The organism is Marixanthomonas spongiae (assembly GCF_003095375.1).
In the GTDB taxonomy this organism is placed as follows: domain Bacteria; phylum Bacteroidota; class Bacteroidia; order Flavobacteriales; family Flavobacteriaceae; genus Marixanthomonas; species Marixanthomonas spongiae.
Genome location: NZ_QEHR01000006.1, coordinates 120,469 through 146,119, shown reverse-complemented (window position 1 = coordinate 146,119; position 25,651 = coordinate 120,469). Strand labels below are relative to the sequence as shown.

Here is a 25,651-nt window from a genome sequence, read left to right as displayed (position 1 = left end):
CTATGCAACCTATAGCACGATCCCTTGTTCTGCTTCTTTGTCTTGTTAGCACGGCAACAACCTTAATAAGTCAAGAAGTTGCCCAAGACACCGTTACCCGTAGCGCACCCATATTTTACGACGTGAGGGGCAATAAAGTGGAATTCAATCCTCAAATGCCGCCTTTAAATCAGGTTGCCGGCGCACCGAAAGCTTTTTACACCTATTATTGGGAGTTTGGTGATGGCGATTTCAGTTTTAAGGAAAAACCCAAGCATACCTACAAAAAAGATGGCGATTATACGGCGAGGTTATGGAGCACCAACAATTACGATAACGGTAAACCACCCAAAAGCAGGCCAGAAACGATAAAAATCGATGCCCACGATAACGATCAAGCCAGTACTGATACTGGTTTTTCTGAAGAATCCGAACCGAGTGTTTTCCCCGAAGGCAAACACCTCGTTATTAAAACCAACCGCGACCCCTTGCCAAACGAAGAACTGGTGTTGATAACCAGCTATAAAAACACTAAAGATTATGTTACCAATGGGTCTTTGTACCTGTATTATAACGACACGAAATTTAAGGACGATAATTTTATACTGGACGATACCAGGATGCATCACGGCGAAACCATAGCGCCCTCCATCCCAGATTTTGCAACAGTTGCCGATATCGATGCCTCCCGATATTTTATTGCCAATAGCTACAGCCAACCTTTTATAGACGCCGGTGTTCAGCAAGATTCTACCAAACGCACCAATTTGCCCGCTACCCTTGAAGAATCTGAAGAGCTATACCGTAACCATCAACGCATCGAGTTTAGAAACATGCAACCGGGCGAAGAACGGCATATTTTCAGGACTTTGAAAACCACGCCCGAAATGTTGAAAGACACCAGTGCCATAGTTACTTTGCGTACTATTTACGTACCCGACAACAATTACCAAAACCATACCGTAAAAGATACCGAACTGGAAATCGTAACCTCTCATGATCCCAATAAGATGTCGTCCAACGGAACCATCCTTAATTACCGTTTGGTTCGCTTTAAACGGGTAAAGTTTAAGGTGAAATTCCAAAACAACGGCGAGGGCCCGGCCAACACCATACGATTGGAAGTGGACACGCCCGACATGTTCGACAAAAGCACGCTGCAAGTAAGCGATATGTATCCCAAATGCCGCATCTGCCCCAAAGACAGGGAAGTAAACTACTCTTGTTTAGATACTATTATTGAAAAAAATAAGCTCATTTTCACATTTAAAAAGATTTACTTACCGGGAACGGCCCAAAAAAACGTCGTGGACCGCGATTCCACCAAAGGGTTTGTGAAATATTCTATGAAATTTGGCGATAATTTTCACAAACAAAAAACAAAAAGCCGAACGGCCATTTTTTTTGACAAAAACGAACCCATTATCACCAATTACAGTACCACCCGTTTTATGCCGGGAATTTCAATAGGTGCCAAAGCCGGTTATATTTTTACCCCATCGCGGGACAACAGCAAGGAGTATTTTGCAGGAGCCACCATTTCACCTTTCAAATCGTACCGCGGGTATTTACAGGCCGAGCTGTTCCTCTCTGCAGGTTCATTCGACGAATTGAAAAACTTTGAAACCAGCGACATAAACGGCGTGGGCATTGAGGAGTTGGTGCGCTTTTCAGAAAAAAATGAAGAAAATAATATTACGGCTTATGCCGTGCCCATCTCCTACCGCTATAACCTCAACAATTTTTTGGCGGTCGGTGCCGGGGTGCAACTACAGCTGGATTTACAGAATAAAGTAGAAACCATAACCGAAGGGGAAGCCTTTTTAAACATTCCAGATGAAGGAGTGATACGGAACGAAACAAACGACACCTATCAAAAAACCGAATGCACCCATACGTTTACCAATTTTAACAGCGGCGTTTTTGTGGGCGTCAATGCAGGTGGCGTTCGCATTGGCCCCAGTGTCGGGCTTCGGTATGTGTTTAATTTCAAAGAACCTACGTCACAACTGCAAGCTTACGCCATTTGGAAATTTTAAACCGAAATATCGTTTGCTTTGCCCTGCTCTTTTTTGCGTTGTTACCGTGCTTTTCGCAAAAAGCTGAAACCGATACCATTTATAAGAAATTGGATGTTTTTTTAGAAGAACCCTCAGTTAAAAACACCCTCACTTTAAAAGATTATCTGGAAAACCTTTCAAAAAGTTCCCAAGAAGTACAATTGGCCAAAACGGTTGCCTATTGCAATTTGGGGTATGTTGCTTCTAAAAAAGGGGCTTTTCAGCAGGCCATTGATTATTACGAAACTGCCAAACAGCTTTATTTTTCTGAAACTTTAGCGGGCTATGATATAATTGAGTATTGTTTAAAGCCCTTGGGAAACCTCTATACTAAAGCCGGGGCATTATCTGAAGCCGAAAACACCATCACACATTATTTGCTTTTGGCGCAAGAACACGATCAAACAGAACAGGAAATAAGTGCCATTTTAAACCTCTCGGTGCTGTACCACAACCGTGGGGAATACAACAAAGCAGTACAGTTATTACGGCAAGGTTTAAAAAAAACACCACAAAACCAAGACCTGCAACTTAATTTAGCAACCAATTACGTGGGCTTGGGGTATCTTGAAGAAGCCAAAAAAATGGTTTCTTCCCTATTGAATGCATCACGTACCAATAGTAAAGCCTTTCAGATTTTGGCCCAAGTTTACCGGTTGGAAAGACAGTACGATAAAGCAATTTCGGCTATAAAAAAAGCCATTGAGATTGCTTCAAAAAAGCGCGATACCGATAGTCGCGAACAAGCAAAACTATATCTGGGATTAGCTGAAACCTACTTTGAAAACAAAGAAACAGAACGTAGCCTATCCACGCTTCAAAAAGTGTATTTAAACACGTTGCCCACCTATAAACGCACACAAGAAGTACCACTAACCGAGCAATTGATTGCCGAAACCATCTTAATGGACGCTTTGGACCTGCACGCCATGGCTTTGGTACGGACCCATAATTTAAAAAAAAGCATCGCACTCTTTGAAAAAGCCTTTACGGTACACGACTACCTGTTTGCGCAACTGTACGTTCAAGATAGTAAATTGATCGCCCAACAACTAGTGAAACAGCGTACAGAACACATGATGGATGTGCTTTATAGCCTGTATAAAACCACCCAAGACAGCCAATGGTTTGAAAAAGCGATACAATTGGACAACCGGGTAAAAGGACGGGTGGTTTTTGAAGCTATTGCCCTAAAAAAGATTCTTGGTAAAAAAGCGGGACAACAAGCAACCGAATTTCAGCAATTGAGAGAACAACTGGCCGTGACCAATAACCAAATCAAGGCTCTTGCCCACCATCCCAACCCAGATTATAAAAAACTCGGCACCCTACAAAAAACGTACAGTAAACTTTTGACCCGTCAACGAACGGTTTATGACAGCATTCAACAAACCATGCCAGGATTGCAAAACGTTCGTTCAGTACACTTGAAAGAGATAAAACAGAAAGCATCACAAACAGAAAAAACAATATTAAGTTACTTTTTGGGAAAGAACAAGACGTTTCAGTTTATTATTTCAGCAGAAAAAAAGGTGTTTAAAAGATTAACTGCTTCAGAAAAAGAACAAGAAGCTTTGTTGCATTCCATCCGTAGCTACAATCGGTTCTTTAACGATCCAGCCACTATAAACAATAATATTTCGGCCTTTACCGCCGCATCTTACGGGCTTTTCAAAAAACTGGAATTACCACCATCCAAGACGTTGCTCATCATCCCCGACGGATTGCTTTCTTTTGTGCCGTTTCAAACCTTATTGACCCAACAAACGCAATCCCAGCAATACAGTGAGATGCCGTTTTTGGTTTTTGATCGTTCGGTATCTTACACCGTTTCGTTTCAACACTACATGAACAACAACGGAACTTTTACAGATAAACAATCGGTTTTGGGTGTTTTTCCAGTTTTTAAAAATACTGAACAGGAGCTTCATTATTCAATTATGGAAGCCGAAGCGATTGACGAGTTGTTTCCGTCCCAGTTATTGATGGGAAACAAAGCAACGGCCCAGCATTTTTTGCAGAACGCCAACCATCATTCCATTTTGCACATTTCAACCCATGCGGTTGGCGGCACGTTTACCACCGAGCCCAAAATTAAGTTTATAGACCGATCCTTTTCGTTGGAAACATTGTACGGCGGTCAATTTTCACAGCAGTTGGTTGTATTGAGCGCTTGCGAAACAGGCGTGGGCAAGGTGTCTAAAGGAGAAGGCTCCATCAATTTGGCCCGCGGATTTCGGTATGCTGGGGCACCCAATGTGCTGTTTTCATTGTGGCAGGTAAACGATAAAAGCACGGCGCAACTTATGGAATACTACTATAAAAATTTAAAGAAAACCCGATCGCGTGATGTTTCGCTTCACAAAGCAAGTTTGGACTATTTGAACAACGATGCCGTGGCCAACCCTCAAAAATCGCCCTATTATTGGGGCGCATTTGTGTATTATGGCGCCACCGATGTTGCACAAGAACCTTTGAAAACCTATTGGTATGTATTGGGAATCGCAGGTGTTTTAATAATTGTGACGCTTGCTTGGTTTTTAAACCGAAGGAGGGCTTAAGCAAAAATTTGAAGGATTAAAATAGAACCACAGCGGCACAAAGGACATAGCGGAGCTTCATTGTTCATTTTGTGCCGCTGTGGTTAAATGAACTTTTACTCTATTCCTCAACCATAAACAGTATTGGTAAGGAATACAGCACTCCTACTTTTTCCCCATCCTGTTCGCCGGGTTGCATTTTGGGCATGGTGTTAACCACGCGTAACGCTTCCGTTTCCAAATCGGGATGCGGACCTCTCGCCCGTGCATCGGCCACATTACCTTGCTTGTCTATTTTAAACTGGACAAAGATGCGTTGTTTTCCTGTTAAGTTTGCCTTGTCGGCCACTTTGGTGTTGAAATTACTTGCTACAAACTGCTGTATTTTTTTGGCCATGCAGTCTTTTGCTTCTTTGTTGCTCATTCCTTCACAACCGGGATAGGTGGGTACTTTATCGATGGCTGCAAACGGTACATCACCGTTGCCTGTATTGGTTTCTTCCCTCGCAATCGATGTAACGACACCGTTTTTATCGATAATTATTTTATTGTTTTCATCCTTTAAACTCAAGGTTTTTTGCACCATATTGATGAATGCCTGCCGCTCTTCTTTACTCATTTCCTTGCTTTCAATGTCGGCCTGCAAGTCGGCTATTTTTTGGGTGAGTGATGCATTTTCGTCTCCCACTCCCGTTTCTTGGGTACACGAGGTGTAGAATAACATGCCGCACACCACAGGAACGAGCAATAAATACTTCAATTGGAAAATTTTCTTTGATTTTGCTTTTTGTAACATAACAATTCGTTTTTTAAATAATGATTGATTGAAAAATGTATTGGTAAATGAAATATCGTGGGTTTGAAACACCTGAGACAACAGTCCCTCATAATAGGTTTTTCGGTTTTGCTGCTGTATCACACAGCTATCGGCCACGAACTCTTGCAGTTCGGTCATTCTTTTTTGAAACACATATACCAAGGGATTGAACCAGCATAAGATGCGCAAAGCTTCAAAAAACAGCAGGTCGGCGGTGTGTTTTTGGGCTGCATGGACTTGTTCGTGCAACAGAATGGTCTTTTGGTGTTTTTCTGAAAGACCGCTTCCCAAGAAAACCGTATTGAAAAATGAAAAAGCGGAATTGCCCTTTGGCAGTTGGATAATGTTTAACTTCCCTGCCTTTTTTGAAACGCCAGACTTTTTCAGTTTATAAAATTTAAAGAGTTTTAAACCGAACAGCAACAATGCCACCACCATACCGAAAAGCCACAGGGCTTGTAGTATTTCTGAAATGGTTAAAAACGAGGTCGTTGTTCCTGAAATATTTACCGAATTTAACGCTATGGCTTTTTGAGCCGATTCCCCACCAACTACCACTTCAGGAAGTTGGACTAAGTACTGTTCCGGGATTGCCTTTCTAAAGGCTTCAATTTTAAATAAAGGCAGCAAAAAACTGAGTATGGGAGTTGCCAATAGGTAAATCCTGTTCCAGGTAAAAAAGGTTTCTTTTTTCAGAAAGAGGTCATACACCACTAAAAAAAGTAGTTGAAACGCGATGGTTTGTAATATATAATGTATCATCTATTCTTCCTCTTTATTTATTTCTTTCATTATCGTTTCCAGCTCATTGATGCTGATGTCGTTTTTCTTCATAAAAAAGGAAACCATGCTCTTGAACGACCCTTGAAAATAGCCGTCCACCAGTTTGTTGATGGACTGGTTGCTGTATTCGGTTTTTTTTACCTTCGGAAAATAAATATGGCCGCGGCCTTCTTTTCTGTAGGCTACAAATCCTTTGCTTTCTAAAATGCGCACAATGGTAGAAACGGTATTGTACGCAGGTTTTGGTTTTGGCAGCTCGTCTATAATCGCTGCCACATTGCCCTCCCCCAGTTTCCAAAGGATTTTCATAATGTCTTCTTCGGCTTTTGTGAGTTGTTTCATTTGTTACAGTTGTTGTCGGTGGTTTCGATACACTTCGACAGGCTCAGCGCAGCGCATTTCGAAAAAGTCGAAACACTCAACCACCTTAGTTAATCGCTTTTTTTGGCGAGAGCGTAGTGCCTCTTCAGCCTAGCAAAACATTTTTTTCATTATTAATAGTAGATTCCTCAGTAGTGCCTACATCGGAATGACAAGTGATTTTTAAAATTCCAATAGTCAAATATAAACTAAATATTTAGTTTAAACTAATTTTTTAGTTATAAATTTTGTTGAACGGCTTTATTCGATAGTTTTATCAATACTATTATCGAAGAAGTTTTTGGTTTAAATCCAAATGGTTTTCTCGTCTATGGAGGTTTTGCGTTTGCCTTCGGAAAGCTTTTGGTCGTATTTGCCCATATAGAAAAAGCCCAAGCACCGTTCGCCTTCCTTAAAATCGGTTAGTTTGTGAAGATGGTCTTTTAGTGCTGGAGAACTCCAGTACGCACCAATCTTTAGCTCATGGGCGGTTAACCACATATTTTGTACGGCTATGGCTGTTGCTGCGATTTCTTCCCATTCTGGCACCGACTCTTTTGGGTCTCGTTGCAAACAGATTGCAATGACACAGGCCGATTGCATTGGCTTTTGTTGAACTTTTTTCCGTTTAAATTCTGAAGGATTTTCAGTTATTTCTTGATAGGTTTTCCCGAGGAAATCGGCCAATTTTTTCCGTGCCGTTTCCGAATGAAATATTTTAAAACGCCACGGTTCGGTCTTCTTGTGTGTTGGTGCCCAATTGGCGGCTTCCAGGAGGTGTTGTATTTCTTCTTTTGAAATAGGTTTAGTATTGTATTGCGCAGGATAGACTGCGCGTCTGTTTTGTATGGTTTTTGAAATCATAAAATTTTATAATTGGTATTAAAATGTAGGAATAATGTGCGGACAGGCGAAAACCATTTAAAAAAGTAAGGCTATATGTAAAAATTATGACGTGATCCTGAGGATGTGATTTCTCCCTACGGTAGAAATGACCAAGAATACTCAAGAGAAAAAATAATTAAATATATTCCTTGACCAAATCGATAAGGGTATTGGCATCTTGTTCGCCGCTTTGGCGCCATTTCATTTCGCCTTTTTGGTAAATCATCAATGTAGGCAATGCTTTAACGCGGAGGGCCTCGGCCAGTTCTTGGTTTTTGTCCACGTCAATTTTTATTACTTTGGCCTTATCGCCAAGAGCAGCGGCGACATCCCGTAAGGTGGGATGCATTTCATTACAGGCTTCGTCCTTTTCGGCAAAAAATGCCAGCAGGACGGGAAGCTTGGTTTCGATCAATTCTCCAAATTTTGACATGTGCTTACCGTGTTTCTTGAATAAATCTATTACAAATATACTATTTCAAACGCATTATGCGTCTTTGCCTCGTTTTTTAAGTTGTATTACCGTTATTTCGGGCCAAATGCCAACCCGTCCCGGATAGCCTATAAAACCAAATCCGCGGTTGACGTTTATGTACCTACCAAATTCTTCATAAATACCGGCCCAGTTTTCATAGCGGTATTTAACGGGGCTCCATTTAATGATACCGGGAATTTCGATACCAAACTGCATGCCGTGGGTGTGGCCGCTCAGGGTAAGTTGATAATTTCTATCATTTTCTTTCACCTGCTCTTTCCAATGAGATGGATCGTGGCTTAAAAGTATTTTAAAATCCTCTTTGGTAATTCCTTCGGAAGCTTTATTTAAATCGCCTGCCTTTTTAAAACCGCCTGCCCCCCAGTTTTCAACGCCTACTAATTTAATTTGTTGACCGTTTCGGGCAATGGTCCGGTTTTCGTTCAACAACAGATCCCAGCCCATTTCTTTCTGAATAGATTTCAGTTTAGATAAATTTTCGGCTTTAGCGGCTTTGGTGTCCCAGTTAACGTAATCGCCATAATCATGGTTGCCAAGTACCGAAAAAACACCGTCCTTGGCTTTTAAGTTACTGAAAACGGGCTTCCAACGGTCCATTTCTTCGGCTACGTTGTTGACCAGATCACCGGTAAAAAGGATGACATCGCTTTTTTGTTCGTTAGCTAAGTTGACGGCATAATTTACCTTTTTTTCATCATCGAAACTACCACTGTGGATGTCGCTCAACTGTGTAATGGTATAGCCGTGGAACGCTTCGGGCAGATCGTCAAACTCCAAGGCATACTTAAGCACCCTGTACTGGTATTTGCCTTTGTACATCCCGTAAAGCAAAGACGCAAATGGAATAGCTGCAAGGCCCAACGCCACGGTACTTACAAACTTTCGCCGGGAAGGCAGGTAAAAACTTTCGGCATTGGTGCCGAATTTAGAGAAACCCCCGATTATTAACCGCACAATATCTTCCCCGAGCATAAAAACGACCAACATAAGCTTTGGCACAAAAACCACCAGAAAAAACCCCAAGACATACATTTTGTCAAGACCGATCGTTCTTTCAGCACCTACAATACCGAGCTGATAAATCACCGACCCCAACACCAATAGCGAAATCGCAATCCATAGTCCATATAGCCAATAATTACGGGTAAGCGTTTTTACCGTTTGAAAGGCGTAGATATCGATTAAAATATAAAATGAAATAAAAATGATCCAACGTACTACCATACATGAAATAAGAATTTTTAAAGATACCAATGTTTAAATAGGCGATACCGAAAATTTACTTTTTTTTAACTGTTTGTCAAGCCCTTGGGAAAACGTGTGATTTTTTTGAATGGCCGACTTATAGATTTTTCCTACAAATAATCGTCATAACCCTTTCTGTATTAAAATGTTACAAGCTACGTAGTAACCCTTATTTTTTCAGAAAAAGAAGGGATTATGAAATAAAATTCATAATTTTTAGTAAATTTGTGATACATAAGTAGGTTGACCAACCTAAGGGTGGTCGATCAAATTTGGGGCGAAAAGTCATCACACCTGTGATGGCTTTTCTATTTTTATGATACTGTTTCCTTCCATTATATAAAATCATATTTTTATAGAATATGTTAATTTATTGATTTTTTTGTACCTTACTGTACGTTTACAGTCATCATTTAAAAACCTATCCCATGAAGAAACTAATTTTTATCACTGTCAGTTTAGTGCTCGTTACCATATTAATAAGTGCTTCAACGATTATCCCCGAAGAAAAAAACACCCTTAAAGGCGTATGGGAACTTCAAGACCAATACATGTACAAAAACAATATGGTGGTCGATACCATTAAAAACTTTAAGAACAGCCGGCAGGTTAAAATGTACTCGGACAGCAAAGTAATGTGGACACGCTACAACCCCAAGGATTCAGTTGAATGGTTCGGTTACGGTAATTACATTGTAAAAGACGGCGTACTGGAAGAACGTTTGGAATACGGATCCTACCAAATGATGAAAATCATAGACACCACACAGGTATTCCGATTCAATTTGGAAATGGAGAAAAACACGTTTAGCCAGATTGCGCTCGACGAACAGGGCAACAAGTATTATTCCGAAAACTACATCCGTATAGAATAGGCGTGTGATCGTTATTATGTTTTTACATCCAGCGCATCCCGCAGGGCATTGCCAATTAACATAAAAGCAGTCACTAAGCTCATAATGGCCAAACCGGGAATAATGGCGAGCCAAGGTTTCCCCAACACGATATAGGCGTAGTGGTCTTTAATAATTCCGCCCCAACTTGGCATAGGAGGTTGGGCCCCTATTCCCAAAAAGCTCAGGCCACTTTCTATCAATATGGCCGAGGCAAAATTGGCCGCCGAAATAATTATCACCGGTGCCATGGCATTGGGCAAAATATGCTTGGTGATAATCCTGAAATCTTTATATCCCAAAGCCCTTGCTGCCGTTACGTATTGCATTTGTTTCACACCCATAACCTGCCCACGGACTACCCGTGCCACTTCTACCCACATGGTAAGGCCCACTGCAATAAACACCTGCCAAAAGCCCTTGCCCAACGCTAGGGTAATGGCAATCACCAGCAGTAGCGTGGGTATGGACCAAGTAACATTAATTACCCACATAATGGCCGCATCTACCTTGCCGCCAAAATAACCTGCCATCGCACCCATGGCGATGCCTATGACCAACGAAATGAACACCGCCACAAAACCAATGCCCAGCGAAATGCGAATACCTATTAACATCCGGCTCAACAGATCGCGCCCGTATTTATCGGTGCCCAGCAAGAATGTTTTTTCTGAAATATACTTTTGCGGGATTGCTGCAACCGTTTTAGCTTCTGGAAATAAGGTTAATGGATATTCCTTTTGAAGCCCTTTGCTTCCATCGCCCGTGTAGAGCGTTGCTTGCAGCACAGTGTCTTTTATTGTGTAGTTTGCTATGGGCACTTCGGTATCGGCATTTTTTTTTCCGAAAAAAAATACCGCCACCGCATGTTGTTCTGTTACTTCGGAAGGGACTGTAAGCATGGTCACGGTAAACCCAGGTTCTTTGGAGTGCACGGAAAGATGCATCTGGTTGGCGTTTTGTGAATTATCTGGCGCCAAAGCATACGCAAAAATCGCTATGAAAACACAAACCATTAAAAACAAGAAACTAAAAACGCCCCAAAAGTTCCTTTTAAACTTCTGGAGCGCTAATTGTGTTAATGAAGTGGACGTTTTCACTCTGTAAATGTAACAAAAAGGTTGAAGCTTTTCATTTTAGTTACAAGAGATTAAAACGCAAATACTAATTTTTAATATCGGCCATTTTTCCGGCTTTTATGTTGTTTATTTTTAAATCCCCTAAAACATTAACAGCTTCTTGTACGTAAATGTCTTTAGCCAAGTTTTTGTGCCATCTTTTACGTTTTGCGTGCAATGTGGTATCCTGTTTCATCATCTGTATTTCATACGGGAGCGATGCAAAATTTAACTTATTATCATATTCATCGATTGCATCAAATTTTTTGGTTTCTTCTTTGCGTTTTTCAATATCTGCAACGTATTTGTCAAAATTAAGCGGCACTACGTTTTCATCGCGACGCGCCTTGATCCATTTTGCATTTTCATCGATTAATTGAAGTTGTTGGTTTTTGGCCATTCGGGCTTTGCTCTTGTTGATGGTCTCTTCGTAATCTATGTAGCCATCCCACGTTTTATAGTCTGCCGAATCTATTTTATCAAAGGGCAACGGATTGTCATAATCGCGTTCGCCAACATCAAAATAGCTGTACTGGTCTGGCATGACGACGTCGCTTTTTACGCCTTCCAGTTGGGTAGAGCCGCCATTGACCCGATAGAATTTCTGGGTGGTTATTTTCAGTGCGCCCAAATCGCCCAAATCGCTTTTACGAATCCATTGGTTTAAGTCGAGTACGTTTTGCACCGTTCCTTTTCCGTAGGTTTGCTTGCTCCCCAAAATAATAGCACGGTGGTAATCTTGCATGGCCGCGGCCAAAATTTCGGAAGCCGAAGCAGAAAGCTCGTTGACCAAAATAACCAAGGGGCCGTTCCATACTATATCGTCATTTTCATCGGAAAGCACTTCTTTTTTACCGTTGGAAGCCACTTGAACCACAGGGCCTTCTTCTATAAACAAGCCTGCAATGTCAACGGCTGTGCGCAATGAACCGCCGCCGTTGCCACGAAGGTCTAAAATCAACCCTTCCATACCTTCTTTTTTAAGGCGCTGTATTTCTTTTTTTACATCACTGGCAGCATTGCGCTCACCATAATTCTCCATGTTGAAATAAAACTGCGGCAAGTTTATAAGCCCGTATTTGTTGTTTTCTTTTTCAATAAGGGAAGATTTGGCATAGGTTTCTTCCAGCTCGACCACATCGCGGGTGATGGTTTCTTCTTCAATAGTGCCATCCACACGTTTTACGGTCAAGGTCACTTTGGTGCCTTTTGGGCCTTTAATGAGTTTTACGGCATCGTCAACGCGCATCCCCACAATGCTCACGGCTTTATCTTCGTCTTCTTGCCTAACTTTGGTAATGAGGTCGCCTACTTGTAGGTGATCACCACGCCACACAGGACCGCCGCTTATGACTTCGATTACCTTTATGTAATCGTTCTTTTTCTGCAAGCGGGCACCGATTCCTTCTAAGCGACCGCTCATCCTTAAATCGAAACGATCTTTGTCCGGCGGGGCAAAATAATTGGTGTGCGGGTCGAATTCTTCTACGATCGTGGTCAAGTAAATGGAAAAATAATCTTTGCGTTCTAAATCTTCAGTGAAGTCAAAGTATTCGTCCAAGGAGGTTTTTGATGTTTCCCTGGCTTTTTCTTCCATTTCTTCTTTTGATTTGGCGGTGTAGCCTTCTTCTTTTTTCTCCAGTTTGTTTTTGTTCTCTTCCACATTGTCGTAGTAGGAAGAAATGGTAGAAAACTTCAATTGCTCGCGCCAGCGTTCTTTCAATTCTTCTTTTGACGATACGTAATCGATCTTATCGTAATCTACGTTAATTGTTTCATCTTTAGTATAGTCAAACGGGGTGCTCAACACTTCAGGATAGATTTTTTTCACCTCTTCCATCCGTTCTTGAAAACGGTTATACACCAAATTGAAAAACGTAAGGTCTTTGGTTTTTATCTGGTCGTCAATTTCAGTTTTGTATTTGCTGAACTCTTCAATATCTGAAGCGAGGAAATACCGTTTCAATGGATCCAGCCCTTTAATGAAGTCTTTGTAAACCTCTTCGGAAAACTCGTCATTGATATCGGCGGGATTGTAGTGCCCTTTTTGCAGCACGTAAGTAATAAGGTCTAAAAGCACTTTGTCCTTATCGTTGCCGTCAAATTCTTTTGTGGTGAAGCTGCAAGACGCAACGCCCACAAACACAGCAAGGAACAGTACCTTTAAATTCTTTTTCATAATTCGCATAGCTTTCTTCTTCTTTTAAGTGTTCTAAATTATATAAAAAACCGTGCCAACCATTTATAATCGTACTAATTTTTTGTTAAACCGAATTTATTTTGAAATACGCAACAGAATAAGGCAAACACGGTTAAAATAAATGTAGGGATTTCAGGAAAAGAGATTTGTTAACACGCATCCATAACCATAACAGAAATTTAAGGCAATTAGTATAAATTAGCGGTTGAAATTGCCTTAAAAGTTCGATAAAATTTCGTCACTTTTGCAAATGCTATTCACTACCGCTTAATCCTCCAATTTGACGCCCATTACTTTTAACCAAAACAATAATCGTATTTTAGCAGTGTAAATTCCACCTATGCGCATTTCATATAGTTTTTTAACCCGTATTAGCTACCTGTTTTTATGGATAGCACAATTTTTCAGTAAAAAAATGAAGCTTTTTGTTTCGGGGAGGAAAACGGTTTTTGAAACTTTGGCAAAGTACATTACGGCATCAGACCAGACCATTTGGTTCCATTGCGCTTCGTTGGGCGAATTTGAGCAAGGTTTGCCCATTATGGAAGCGGTAAAAAAAGAGCTTCCCAATTATAAAATAGTGGTGTCGTTTTTTTCTCCGTCGGGTTACGAAATAAAGAAAAAAACTGCAGTAGCCGATGTGGTGGTGTACCTTCCGCTGGACACTATTGGAAATGCCAAAAATTTCGTCCGTGCTGTGCATCCATCGCTTGCGGTATTCGTAAAATATGAGTTTTGGCCCAATTACCTCTTTGAACTGAAACGCCAGGATATCACCACGATCTTGGTTTCGGGATTGTTCAGGGAAGGGCAAGTGTTCTTTAAAGGCCACGGCGGGTTGATGCGGAACGCCTTGAAAAGTTTTGACCGTATTTTTGTGCAAGATGCTGTTTCAGAAAAACTATTGAAGACCATCAATATTACCAATGTAACCGTGAGCGGCGATACACGTTTTGACCGGGTTTCGCACCAAATCGAACAGGACAACACCTTGCCTTTTGCCGAAGTGTTCAAAAATAAGTCGCTCTGCGTGGTCTGCGGAAGCACTTGGCCGGAAGATGAAGCCGTTTTGTTGGAATATATGAATCTTGCTCCGGAAGAAGTGAAGTTTATCGTGGCACCGCACAATATTGACCACGCAAAAATTGAACAGTTCAGGAAAAAGCTGAAACCTGCTTCGGTATTGTTTTCTGAGAAAGAAGGGCAGCGATTACAGGAGTTTTCAGTATTAATAATCGACACGGTTGGGTTGCTCAGCAAAATTTACAGCTATGCAGATATCGCCTATGTGGGCGGTGCGATGGGCAAAACTGGGTTGCACAACATCCTGGAACCCGCCACTTTTGGTGTGCCCATTGTAATTGGCAGTCATTTTGAGAACTTTCCCGAAGCTAAACGATTGCAGCAATTGGCGGGATTGTACGCCGTTGATTCCGCAGCGGAATGTACCGAAATTTTAAGCAAACTGGCGACCAACAAACGGTTTAGGCTTGAGACGGGAATGATCGCTGGACATTTTGTGAACAACAACACCGGCGCAACAAAAATCACTTTGGATTATATACGAAAGCAAGGGTTGTGATCGATAGCTGAAGAAAAGTTTTCCGTTTATAGCTTTCATCCATAACACAAAACTAGACGGTAACTGCTTGGTTTAAATACCGTCTAAAAGGCAGCATTTCTTTATAAACCGCAATCACTTTATCGTCAAAATCGCTGGCCATTGTTTCTTTTTGGGTAAACGGATGCGAAACGGCAAACGATTTTCGGCGTAATAAATCGATGTGTTCGTGATCTTGGGCGTACCCTTTTGGTGCCGTTTTTAAGCTATCATGCGCTCTCATAGCGCCAAAAGTGTCTTTAAAGTTTTTTTTGTTGAGTATTTTTTTAAACTCCGCTCCGTTGTAATCGATGGCCGCCCTAATGCTTTTCAGAATTTTGTTAGAAGGATGCCAAAAACCGCCGCCCACAAAGGTTTCGTTCACGCCAAAGTGCATATAAAAATCACTTTGTTTTTTTTCTTTGTCCAATCCGCCCCCAAAATGGTCTTTGTAAATTGGTTTGTTGGGATGGTACATCAGGTTATTATTAATACGGTTAATGGCTTGTTTTCCGGTAGTTGGGGAATAATGGGGATCAACTGCAGCGAGCTTGATGTCCATTTGATTAAACCACTCGATCAAGTCGTCCCGCACATCATGGTACTCGTCCCGGTGGTTATCCATCCATGTTTTATTGTTGTTTTTTTGAAGTTTCCGAAGAAATTGATACAATCGTTTAAAGTTCATTTTTTCTTTTTAAAACTACAGCTTACGGTATCTTTATTTTAAATTTTAATAAAACTTTACAATATGGCAACTGTTAAAATACATAGATTTGTTCAGTAATTTAACACAAAACCAATTATGAAAAAAGTAATTATTGTTGCCGCATTGGCTTTAGTAGGATTTTCTTTCACCTCGTGCAGGGACACGAAGACCGAAACCAAAGAAGTGGTTCGGGAAGTAGAAGTTGAAAAAGAAGTTCCGGCCGAAGAGTCTGAAGGCATTTTAGAGCGTACAGCCAAAGAAGTGGACAAAGAGGTCAACGAAGAAATCAACGAGGAAATCGATAAAATTGGCAACGACGACGGACAATAAAGAAAACAGAAACCTAACAACAAAAACCGATATTATGAAAAGATTAATTTTAAGTTTAGCATTGGTTGCTGCATTCAGCACCAGTTTTGTGTCTTGCAGGGATACCAATAAAAAAGCAGACGACGTAGAAGATGTAACCGACGATGTAGAAGATGCCATGGATGACACCGGCGATGCCATTGAAGACGCCGTGGACGACACCGGAGATGCCATTGAAGAAGGCGTTGACGAAATAGAAGAAAACACGGGCACCGGTGGCACCGATGACATGTGAAACAAACTTTAATAAAAACCTATAAACAAAAACCAATAATATGAAGAAAATAGCAATGATTGCCTTAGCAGCCTTGTTTTTAGCACCATTGACTTCGTGCCGGGATCAAAAAAAGACCGAAGCCGAAGAAATGGTAGAAGAAATGCAAGATGAAGGTGCCGAGATAAAGAAAAAGGTTGACGGTGACGAAACCAAAATTAAAATGGAAACCGAAGACAAGAAAGTAAAAATTAAAGAGGAAGACGGCGAGACCAAAATGAAGGTCAAGACCGATGAGGATAATTGATTTTTAGATTTCTTTTAAAAAGTTAAAACCCGAAGCATATGGAATGTTTCGGGTTTTTTTATATGCAAAATAAAACTTTTTTAAAACAACAAAAGCCCTTCCACTTCGATTTTAGGTTATCTTGATCCTGCCGAAAGGCACAGTGCAAGCATGATAAACACTTCATTAGTGCCACAAAATTTATTTTTATATTCAAAAGCATATAAAATTAATTTATTTTTTATAATTATATTTAAAAACATATAATTACGTATATTTGTTATGTTTTATACTGAAAAACATATAATGAAAGATTTAGCTGAATTTGTAAAAGAACGGCGTAAAGCCGTCGATTTGACCCAAGAAGAGTTTTCGGAACGTGCTGGCGTGGCATTGACCGTTATTCGTAAAATAGAACAGGGAAAAACCAATCTTAATTTAGAAAAGGTAAATCTAGTATTGGCAATGTTTGGTCATACGTTAGTACCTGTGAGTTTAAAAAAATTAAATGAGGATGAGACAAGGTAAGGTATTTTATAAAGAAGATTTTGCAGGGTTTATTACTGAAACTGATGAAGGTGACTATATTTTTCAGTATGATGAAGACTATGTAAAACAGCATCCTAATCAATTTATTTGTTTTACGATGCCCATGACAAAAGAACCTTATGAAGATAACCGGCTATTTCCTTTTTTTGAAGGCTTAATTCCTGAAGGTTGGTTGTTAGAGATTGCCAGTAAAAATTGGAAAATTAACACGAATGACCGGATGGGTCTCTTGTTGACCTGTTGTCAAAACTGTATTGGAGCTGTGAGTGTCATTCCCATAAATGGAGAAGATGAAAAATAAATGCCTGTATTGTTATAAGCCTCTTGACGGGACAGCAGATTTTCATGAAAAGTGTTCGCTGGACTTTTTTGGAACCCCAAACCCCCCAAAGATACTCTACACCATTGATCAAATGGCTGAATTGGCAAAAGAGGTAATAGAACGTAGAGTAACTGTTCCCGGAGTACAACCCAAGTTATCGATGACCTTACTTACGGATGCACAAGAACAACCTGACAATCGTTTAACAGTAGTGGGAGCTTTAGGCGGGCAGTTTATACTTAAGCCACCGTCACACAATTTCCCTGAACTGCCGGCCAATGAACATCTAACGATGCGAATTGCAGAAGCTTATGATATTAATGTAGTACCTTCAAGTTTGATACGACTTGCCTCAGGGGAACTTGCGTACATAACCAAACGGATTGATCGAACCGAAACAGGCGAGAAAATTCATATGCAAGATATGTTTCAGATTACTGAGGCTTTTGATAAATATCGAAGTTCGATGGAAAAAGTAGGTAAAGCATTGGGAACATATTCCAGCAACCCCTTATTGGATAAGATTTTTTATTTTGAATTGGTGCTATTTAGTTTTTTAACGGGCAATAATGATATGCATTTAAAAAACTTCTCTATGAGAGAATCTTCTATGGGTTGGATCTTAGCCCCTGCTTATGATTTGTTGAATGTAACAATAGTGCTACCTGAAGATAAAGAAGAGTTGGCCCTTACTTTAGAAGGGAAGAAGAAAAAGCTAAAAAAAGTACATTTTGAAACTTTGGGAAAAAGCTTAGGATTGACTCCAAAACAAATTAAAGGCGTTTTTAAAAGAATGTTTGAAAATAAACCCAAAGCTATGGAATGGATTGATCAATCATTTTTATCAAATGATATGAAAACTGCTTATAAGGATGTCCTGGAAATTAGATATAAAACACTTGCCTAACTAATCATCCTATACTATATAGGACAAATAATGATATGTTAAAAAACAGAATGCTAACTAATACAAAGTGTTTTGATATAATCATTCTTCTCGATTTCTTTGCAGGTTAACCACAATTTTTGCTTGAACACAACAATTAGGCTTTATCCTTAAAAACTCAAAAACCCAGAAAATGTTCTTGATCCGAAGTTGACAATTTATAGACAGATGTGTTATAAAACAAAAAAAGCCCTTCCAGTTAGGAAAAGCTTCTCATTGGTAGTACCCAACTTGATTGGGTATCTAAACCACTCCACGAACTCAATCGTGGCAACACAACATCTTTACTCTTTCAAAATTTAAAAGAGATGCCTTCCTTCGAAGGCATTTAGCGGTCTGGACGAGACTCGAACTCGCGACCCCCTGCGTGACAGGCAGGTATTCTAACCAACTGAACTACCAGACCGTTGCTATCTTAGCGGTGGCAAATATACCACGCATTTTCATTTTGGCAAACATTTTTTGAAAAAAATTTCCATCTATCCCCCAAACTTTTGACGCTCTACTAAATAAGTAGTCAAAATTTTATTAAAACTCTCATTGATATCTGCCGCTACATACTTAATCCGGTATTGGCCGCATTTCAGCTTTAATGCCGAAAAGTAATCCGCTACCGCCGTTTCATAAGACTGCTTGATATTTTCGGCATATAGGTTAATATGTTCGCCGGTTTCTACATCGACAAACTTTTTTGGGCGGTTGCTGAAGTTAAAGTTCTGTTCCTTTTCTTTATCAAAGGTATGGAACAAAATCACTTCATGTTTGTTGTATTTTAAATGCTGCAGGGCCTCAAACAAGGCTTCTTCTTCGGCATCGCTTTGAAACATATCGGTAAACAGAAAAACCAACGAGCGGCGTTTTAATTTTTCAGCGATTAAATGCAGGTGCGAATAGGTTTTAGTTGTTTTCTTTTCAGCAGGCTTTTGGATGGCTTCATTCAACCTTCCCAACAGCATTTGGTGGTGGCGTTCGCTACCTTTTTCATTAGCGTAAAACTCGTATTCATTGCTGTAAATGCTCATCCCTACCGCATCGCGTTGTCTTTTTAATAAATTCATAATAGCTGCAGAAGCCAAGGCTGAAAACCCTATTTTATTTAAAGAATCAATTCCAAATTGCTTTAGCTTTGGGTAATGCATCGAGCTGCTGTTATCAATAATGATATGGCAGCGTAAATTGGTTTCTTCTTCATACCGTTTGGTATAAAGCTTATCGGTTTTGGCATATAGTTTCCAATCTATATGTTTGGTGCTCTCGCCTTGATTGTAAATTTTATGCTCTGCAAACTCAGCCGAAAACCCATGAAACGGACTTTTATGCAATCCAGAAATAAACCCTTCCACCACTTGTTTGGCAAGCAGTTCCAGGTTTTTAAATCCTGTAATTTCATTAATCTGTTTCTCTATATTCACGCTTCGGTACAATTTTTAATCGCCCTGCGATTAAAAATCACTCAGCGACCTTTACTTTATTTTTTGCTAATAACTTAATCGATATCTATGACCCATGAGACCCCTGAGTGATTTTTAGTTGCTTACGCGAAGCGAAAAGCAACTAAAAATTGTATCGAAGGGTCGAAGGGTCCGCTTCGCTATTTCAAAATCTTATCCACAATCCCGTAAGCCATACTTTCTTCAGCATCCATCCAGTGGTCGCGGTTAAAATCTTTCATTACTTTTTCAAACTCTTGGCCACAGTTATCGGCTAAAATCTGCGCGCTCAGTTCTTTGGTTTTTAAAATTTCCTGGGCGGTGATCTCAATATCGCTTGCAGGCCCTCTTGCGCCACCACTGGGCTGGTGTATCATCACCCGGGCGTTGGGTTGAATGTAACGCTTCCCTTTTTCTCCAGCTGAAAGCAAAATACTCCCCATAGAAGCGGCTAAACCTGTGCAAATGGTTGAAACAGGACTTTTAATTTGTTTAATTGTATCATACATAGAGAAACCTGCGGTCACATAGCCTCCCGGGCTGTTGATGTAGAGTTTTATTTCATCATTGCTCAACGAATCTAAATACAACAACCTATCCACAACGTGGCGGGCACTATTGTCGTCCACTTGTCCCCAAAGAAACACTTTACGTTCGTTTAACAGTTGATTGTCTATTTTATCCTGTGCTTTGTATGTTTTTTCTTTTTCCATATCATGTCCGCAAGAGCGGGAATCTTTTTAATTTAACTTGTTATTTCCCTTTATTAGATCCCGCTTTTAAGCGGGGTTTGCCTGCCTGCCGGCAAAGGCAGGTTCAATTACGTAAATCCAAGATTTACTACCTCACTAAAATAAGAAAAGGCTTGACAATACGCCAAGCCTTTTCAACTTAATTTTTCTTTTTCAAATTTCTTATTACAAAAGCTTGTCAATCGCTTCTTCATATACGTTTTTAGGTGCAACACCTACTTGTCTGCCCACTAATTCACCTTTATGGAACACCAATACGGTAGGAATATTCCTCACCCCGTATTTTGAGGCAAACTCTTGGTTGGCGTCAACATCAACTTTGCCCACAACGGCTTTGCCATCGTAGTCCTTACTTATTTCATCAATGATAGGTCCTACCATTCGGCACGGTCCGCACCAAGCAGCCCAAAAATCGACCAAAACCGGTTTGTCGCTTTTTAAAACGGTTTCGTCAAATGTTGCATCAGTTATTTCTAAAGCCATAATTTTGTTTTTTTATTGTTACGCAAAAGTAGTCATTTTTTGGGCCAAACCTTACAGCCCTAACATTACTTTATATAATAGGTTTATTGTTTTTGTTGATAGTATTAATTGAGTTTGAAGTGAACCTGTTCCTTACTTAATTCATCCAACAGTTCTTTGTTTATTTCAATTTTCCGGGTGCGGCTGGGCATGTTTATTTTAATCTTATCGGTCATTTCATACACTAAAAACCGCAACTGCTTGTCGCCTTTATGAATAGTGAATAAATCGTTTAACCGCTCAATACGGTCGGTTTCCACATCTTCAAGTGGTAAACGGATAGTCAATTTTTTGGAATGTTTTTGCAACACATCGTGCAATTGCAACATACTGGAATATTGAATTCTTGGATCGCCTTTTTTTCCTGTATCACGATTAGTCCATCCTTCCTTAACGTACACCCGAGCGTGTATAAAGGAATTGGGCATCAAAAAATGCCGCAGCTTCAAATATTCTTCGCCAAATATCTTAAACTCGTAGCTGTCTTCATAATCTTCAACGGTAAAAATGGCCCAACCACGACCTGCTTTGGACTCCCTATGCTGAACATCGCTTATAACACCTCCAAAACTCAGCTCTCTATTAACAAATTTCTCAAGGTTGTTGAAATCCGAAACCTTACAGTTGGTAAAATACTTCATTTCCATTTTAAAATCATCTAGGGGATGCCCGGAAATATAAACGCCTACCACATCTCTTTCCAGTTTCAGTTTTTTCATCGTGCCCCATTCTTCACATGGTGGTACTTCTGGTTCGGGAATTTGCACTTCGCTCGCCTCACCGAACAAACTCACTTGCGATGAGTTTTGCGTTTCTTGATATTTTGAAGCATATTTCAGTACTTTTTCCACAAACATCACGCCATCGCCTTCATCGTGAAGGTACTGTGCCCTATGGGTGTCAAAACTGTCAAAACCGCCAGCCAGTGCTAAGCTTTCAAAGGCCTTTTTATTGGCCGCACGTAAATCGATACGTTTGGCAAGATCGAAAATGGATTTATAGGAACCATCTTTCCTGTTCTCAACAATTGTGGCCACGGCATTGCCGCCAACCCCTTTAACGGCGCCCATTCCAAAACGGATGGCACCTTGATCGTTTACCGTAAATTTATAGAAGGATTCGTTCACGTCCGGGCCCAAGACCGTTAAGCCCATCCGCTTGCACTCTTCCATAAAAAAGGTCACCTGCTTAATGTCGTTCATATTATTGGAAAGCACTGCCGCCATATATTCGGCCGGGTAATGGGCTTTTAAATAAGCAGTTTGATACGCAATCCACGCGTAGCAAGTAGAGTGCGATTTGTTAAAGGCATAACTTGCAAACGCTTCCCAATCTCGCCAGATTTTTTCTAGTTTTTCGGGGTCATGGCCTTTCTTGGAAGCATTTTCAATAAAACGGGGTTTCATTTTATCGAGCACGGCTTTTTGTTTTTTCCCCATTGCTTTCCGAAGCACATCGGCATCACCTTTACTGAAATCGGCCAGTTTTTGCGACAACAGCATCACCTGCTCTTGATAGACCGTAATGCCATAGGTTTCTTGCAAATATTCCTCCATTGCGGGAAGGTCGTAATCAATCTCTTCCTCGCCGTTTTTCCGCCTAATGAAACTGGGAATATACTCTAACGGCCCCGGACGGTACAAGGCGTTCATCGCAATAAGATCTGCAAACACAGTAGGTTTCAGCTCTTTCATATACTTTTGCATCCCAGGGGATTCGTACTGAAATATCCCTACGGTTTCCCCTCGTTGGAAAAGCGCATATGTTTCTTCATCGTCCAACGGAAAACTATCGGGATCCAGGTCGATATTGTGTTTGTGCTTTACAATTTTAACCGTGTCCTTGATCAAGGTCAATGTTTTCAACCCCAAGAAATCCATCTTCAGCAATCCCGCACTTTCCACTACCGAGTTATCGAACTGGGTTACGTACAAATCGGAGTCTTTTGCTACGGAAACGGGCACGAAGTTGGTAATATCGTCTGGGGTAATGATTACCCCACAAGCGTGAATGCCTGTATTTCTAACGGAACCTTCCAATATTTTTGCTTGGTTGATGGTTTCTGCCTCCAGATCGCTTCCTTCCGACAGGTTCAACAGTTCATTCACTTTTGGCAGTTCGTCGCTCCTAAACTTGCTGCGAAGCTGTTGCTCATCCATACCGAAGATCTTGCTCAGCTTGGTCATATTAGGGATGAGTTTGGCGATCCTGTCGGCTTCGTTCAAGGGCAAATCCAGTACCCGGGCAGTGTCCCTGATGGAGGATTTTGCCGCCATGGTACCGTAGGTAATAATCTGTGCTACTTGATTGGCACCGTATTTTTCAATAACGTAATCCATTACCTTGCCTCGGCCTTCATCGTCAAAATCAATATCGATATCGGGCATGCTCACTCGGTCCGGGTTTAAAAACCGCTCAAAAAGCAAATCGTACTTTATAGGGTCTATATTGGTGATTTCCAAACAATAGGCCACAACGCTGCCCGCGGCCGACCCCCGTCCCGGCCCTACCGAAACACCCATATTCCGGGCTTCACGGATAAAATCTTCGGTAATTAAAAAATAGCCGGGATAGCCTGTGTTTTCAATAACGCTCAATTCAAAATTAATGCGCTCTTCAATTTCGGGGGTGATTTCGGCATAGCGTTTTTTGGCACCTTTAAAGGTCAAGTGTTTTAAATAGGCATTTTCACCACGGTTACCGCCGTCTTCCGCATCTTTCGGGTGTTGAAATTCTTCGGGAATACTGAATTTGGGCAACAACACTTCCCGAGCCAGGGAATACGGTTCAATTTTATCGACAACTTCTGAAATGTTGCTAATGGCTTCCGGAAGGTCTTTAAAGAGGCTTTTCATTTCCTCTTGCGACTTGAAATAATATTCGTCATTGGGAAGTCCATAGCGATAGCCACGGCCCCGACCAATGGGAGTGGCCTGTTTTTCGCCGTCCTTCACACAGAGCAAAATATCGTGGGCGTTGGCATCTTCTTTATTGATATAATACGTATTGTTGCAGGCCACCAACTTCACATCGTGCTTTTTGGCAAGCTCAACAAGTACGGTGTTTACGCGTTTTTCATCTTCTTGGTTATGGCGCATGATTTCTACGTACAGGTCGTCACCAAATTGCTCTTTCCACCAAAGCAGCGCTTCTTCGGCTTGGTGTTCGCCTACGTTGAGTATTTTTCCGGGCACTTCCCCATACATGCTTCCGGTGAGGACAATGATATCTTCCTTGTATTTTGAAATGACGTCTTTATCAATTCGAGGCACGTAATAAAACCCCTCTGTATAAGCAATGGAGGCCATTTTTGCCAAGTTGTGATAGCCGTTTTTGTTTTTGGCGAGCAAGACTATTTGGTAGCCATTGTCTTTGTGGTTTTTGTTTAAATGGTCTTCGCACACAAAAAATTCACAGCCTACGATTGCTTTTAATTCCTTGTGTTTCTCTTCTTCTGCAAGTCCTGCATTATATGTGTTTACAGCTTTTGTGAAATGGAACGCCCCCATCATATTTCCGCTATCGGTAAGCGCTACGGCAGGCATATCGTTTTTAATGGCCGCTTGCACCAAATCTTGTGTAGAAGAAGTGGATTGCAGTATAGAAAACTGCGAGTGGTTGTGCAGGTGCGAAAAAGCCGTTTCCTCCAAGGTGGCGATGTTCTCTTTTATTTCTTCGGAAGAAATGGCCTCTGTTTGGGTGGCGGCTTCAATTTCCTGCCTTATTTTTTCGGAGGCTTTTTTAAGGTTGATGTGCTCAAGGCCAATCAACTCAATTTCTTTGGGGTTTTCCTTAGAGAATTCTTCAAAATAACCGGACGGAACGTCCAGTTCCGTTTCGGTAAAAATGTTTCTTCTTACCAGTTCTAAAAAACAACGGGTGGTTGCTTCCACATCGGCAGTTGCGTTGTGTGCCTCAGCAAAAGGCTCATTGAACAGAAATTCGTGCAATTCAGTTAGTGTAGGCAGTTTGAATTTTCCGCCACGGCCACCCGGTATTTGGCACAGTTGCGCTGTCGTTTCGGTACAGGTGTCCAGAACGGGCAATTGCGGCAATGGGTTGTGCATTTGCAATCGGTGGAATTCAGCCCCCATAATATTAAGGTCGAACCCTACATTTTGTCCAACCACGAATTTTGTTCTGGACAGGGCATTGGCAAATTTTTCGGCCACTTCGTGTAATGGTGTTCCTTCTTTTTGTGCCAACTCGGTAGAAATACCATGGATTTTCTCCGCATCGAACGGAACGGTAAACCCATCCGGTTGAACTAAAAAATCTTGATGCTCTATCAGGTTACCCATAGCATCGTGCAGCTGCCAGGCTATCTGGATGCAACGTGGCCAGTTGTCTGTGTCGGTAACGGGAGCATCCCAACGCTTAGGCAATCCGGTGGTTTCGGTATCAAAAATCAGGTACATACAGCTAATTTAGAATGATGAATTTTGCATGACAAACATTCAACCAGCCCAATTAAAAGGCGGGTTCAAAAAAGGTCCATTGGCTTTCCGTCAGTTCAAGTAAATCTGGGAACACAACGGTAGTTACAAATTTGTATCGAGAAAACGAGAACATTTAT

At 41.0% G+C, this 25,651-nt stretch carries 22 protein-coding genes and 1 tRNA gene; 10 read left to right on the top strand and 13 right to left on the bottom strand.

The features are described 5' to 3' along the window. Window positions 1-2: 2 nt before the first annotated feature. Both DDV96_RS10360 and DDV96_RS10355 read left to right on the top strand, forming a co-directional pair. Entirely contained in the window at window positions 3-2,018 is a 2,016-nt protein-coding gene (locus tag DDV96_RS10360) for a DUF7849 domain-containing protein (protein WP_116694700.1), read from the top strand. Continuing rightward, a complete protein-coding gene (locus DDV96_RS10355) occupies window positions 2,006-4,600 on the top strand; it encodes a CHAT domain-containing protein (protein ID WP_116694699.1) in 2,595 nt (864 codons plus the stop codon). The genes DDV96_RS10360 and DDV96_RS10355 overlap by 13 nt, the downstream gene beginning before the upstream one ends. A 100-nt stretch (window positions 4,601-4,700) precedes the next feature. Here the strand turns inward: DDV96_RS10355 and DDV96_RS10350 are convergent, their stop codons facing one another. From DDV96_RS10350 to DDV96_RS10330, 5 genes are all read right to left on the bottom strand, one after another. Further along, window positions 4,701-6,158 carry a M56 family metallopeptidase gene (locus DDV96_RS10350; RefSeq protein ID WP_116694698.1) on the bottom strand — a complete coding sequence of 486 codons (1,458 nt, stop codon included), beginning with the start codon at window positions 6,156-6,158 and terminating at the stop codon, window positions 4,701-4,703. After that, on the bottom strand, window positions 6,159-6,521 hold the full coding sequence (locus DDV96_RS10345) for a BlaI/MecI/CopY family transcriptional regulator (RefSeq protein WP_116694697.1): 363 nt from the start codon (window positions 6,519-6,521) through the stop codon (window positions 6,159-6,161). A 324-nt stretch (window positions 6,522-6,845) separates the two neighbouring features. After that, window positions 6,846-7,403: a nitroreductase family protein gene (locus DDV96_RS10340; RefSeq protein ID WP_116694696.1), complete on the bottom strand. Its 558-nt coding sequence runs from the start codon at window positions 7,401-7,403 to the stop codon at window positions 6,846-6,848. 157 nt (window positions 7,404-7,560) lie between these two features. Next, window positions 7,561-7,857 carry a thioredoxin family protein gene (locus DDV96_RS10335; protein WP_116694695.1) on the bottom strand — a complete coding sequence of 99 codons (297 nt, stop codon included), beginning with the start codon at window positions 7,855-7,857 and terminating at the stop codon, window positions 7,561-7,563. Window positions 7,858-7,911: 54 nt separating this feature from the next. After that, complete coding sequence (locus DDV96_RS10330; RefSeq protein ID WP_116694694.1) at window positions 7,912-9,144, bottom strand: metallophosphoesterase; 1,233 nt, start codon at window positions 9,142-9,144, stop codon at window positions 7,912-7,914. A gap of 449 nt (window positions 9,145-9,593) precedes the next feature. Between DDV96_RS10330 and DDV96_RS10325 the strand changes: the two genes are divergently transcribed. Beyond that, entirely contained in the window at window positions 9,594-10,040 is a 447-nt protein-coding gene (locus DDV96_RS10325; protein ID WP_116694693.1) for a hypothetical protein, read from the top strand. A gap of 14 nt (window positions 10,041-10,054) precedes the next feature. Here the strand turns inward: DDV96_RS10325 and DDV96_RS10320 are convergent, their stop codons facing one another. Next, entirely contained in the window at window positions 10,055-11,158 is a 1,104-nt protein-coding gene (locus tag DDV96_RS10320; RefSeq protein WP_116694692.1) for an ABC transporter permease, read from the bottom strand. 64 nt (window positions 11,159-11,222) lie between these two features. Next, entirely contained in the window at window positions 11,223-13,355 is a 2,133-nt protein-coding gene (locus DDV96_RS10315) for a carboxy terminal-processing peptidase (RefSeq protein WP_116694691.1), read from the bottom strand. A 361-nt stretch (window positions 13,356-13,716) separates the two neighbouring features. Between DDV96_RS10315 and DDV96_RS10310 the strand changes: the two genes are divergently transcribed. Next, complete coding sequence (locus tag DDV96_RS10310) at window positions 13,717-14,958, top strand: 3-deoxy-D-manno-octulosonic acid transferase (RefSeq protein ID WP_165806002.1); 1,242 nt, start codon at window positions 13,717-13,719, stop codon at window positions 14,956-14,958. Window positions 14,959-15,010: 52 nt separating this feature from the next. Here the strand turns inward: DDV96_RS10310 and DDV96_RS10305 are convergent, their stop codons facing one another. Then, window positions 15,011-15,664, bottom strand: a complete 654-nt coding sequence (locus DDV96_RS10305) for a DUF2461 domain-containing protein (protein WP_116694690.1) — start codon at window positions 15,662-15,664, stop codon at window positions 15,011-15,013. 117 nt (window positions 15,665-15,781) lie between these two features. Here DDV96_RS10305 and DDV96_RS10300 point away from each other — a divergent pair, with 117 nt between their 5' ends. From DDV96_RS10300 to DDV96_RS10275, 6 genes are all read left to right on the top strand, one after another. Then, on the top strand, window positions 15,782-16,015 hold the full coding sequence (locus DDV96_RS10300; RefSeq protein WP_116694689.1) for a hypothetical protein: 234 nt from the start codon (window positions 15,782-15,784) through the stop codon (window positions 16,013-16,015). A gap of 34 nt (window positions 16,016-16,049) precedes the next feature. Beyond that, window positions 16,050-16,289 (top strand): hypothetical protein, encoded by a 240-nt coding sequence (locus DDV96_RS10295; protein ID WP_116694688.1) that lies wholly within the window; start codon window positions 16,050-16,052, stop codon window positions 16,287-16,289. Between the two features lie 40 nt (window positions 16,290-16,329). Continuing rightward, entirely contained in the window at window positions 16,330-16,575 is a 246-nt protein-coding gene (locus DDV96_RS10290; RefSeq protein WP_116694687.1) for a hypothetical protein, read from the top strand. 285 nt (window positions 16,576-16,860) lie between these two features. Next, entirely contained in the window at window positions 16,861-17,082 is a 222-nt protein-coding gene (locus DDV96_RS10285) for a helix-turn-helix domain-containing protein (RefSeq protein ID WP_116694838.1), read from the top strand. Next, window positions 17,069-17,404, top strand: a complete 336-nt coding sequence (locus DDV96_RS10280; RefSeq protein ID WP_116694686.1) for a HipA N-terminal domain-containing protein — start codon at window positions 17,069-17,071, stop codon at window positions 17,402-17,404. Before DDV96_RS10285 ends, DDV96_RS10280 begins: the two co-directional genes overlap by 14 nt. Further along, complete coding sequence (locus DDV96_RS10275; RefSeq protein WP_116694839.1) at window positions 17,394-18,332, top strand: HipA domain-containing protein; 939 nt, start codon at window positions 17,394-17,396, stop codon at window positions 18,330-18,332. Before DDV96_RS10280 ends, DDV96_RS10275 begins: the two co-directional genes overlap by 11 nt. Window positions 18,333-18,703: 371 nt before the next feature. Here DDV96_RS10275 and DDV96_RS10270 read toward each other — a convergent pair. The 5 genes from DDV96_RS10270 to dnaE all read right to left on the bottom strand — a co-directional run bounded on the left by DDV96_RS10270 (window position 18,704) and on the right by dnaE (window position 25,493). Then, window positions 18,704-18,777, bottom strand: a tRNA-Asp gene (locus tag DDV96_RS10270). A 73-nt stretch (window positions 18,778-18,850) separates the two neighbouring features. After that, window positions 18,851-19,783, bottom strand: coding sequence for a DUF58 domain-containing protein (locus tag DDV96_RS10265; protein WP_116694685.1), 933 nt, complete (start codon window positions 19,781-19,783; stop codon window positions 18,851-18,853). 179 nt (window positions 19,784-19,962) lie between these two features. Continuing rightward, entirely contained in the window at window positions 19,963-20,514 is a 552-nt protein-coding gene (locus DDV96_RS10260; RefSeq protein WP_116694684.1) for a ClpP family protease, read from the bottom strand. A gap of 204 nt (window positions 20,515-20,718) precedes the next feature. Continuing rightward, complete coding sequence (gene trxA / locus DDV96_RS10255; RefSeq protein ID WP_116694683.1) at window positions 20,719-21,036, bottom strand: thioredoxin; 318 nt, start codon at window positions 21,034-21,036, stop codon at window positions 20,719-20,721. 104 nt (window positions 21,037-21,140) lie between these two features. Beyond that, window positions 21,141-25,493 carry a DNA polymerase III subunit alpha gene (gene dnaE, locus DDV96_RS10250; protein WP_116694682.1) on the bottom strand — a complete coding sequence of 1,451 codons (4,353 nt, stop codon included), beginning with the start codon at window positions 25,491-25,493 and terminating at the stop codon, window positions 21,141-21,143. Window positions 25,494-25,651: the final 158 nt, after the last annotated feature.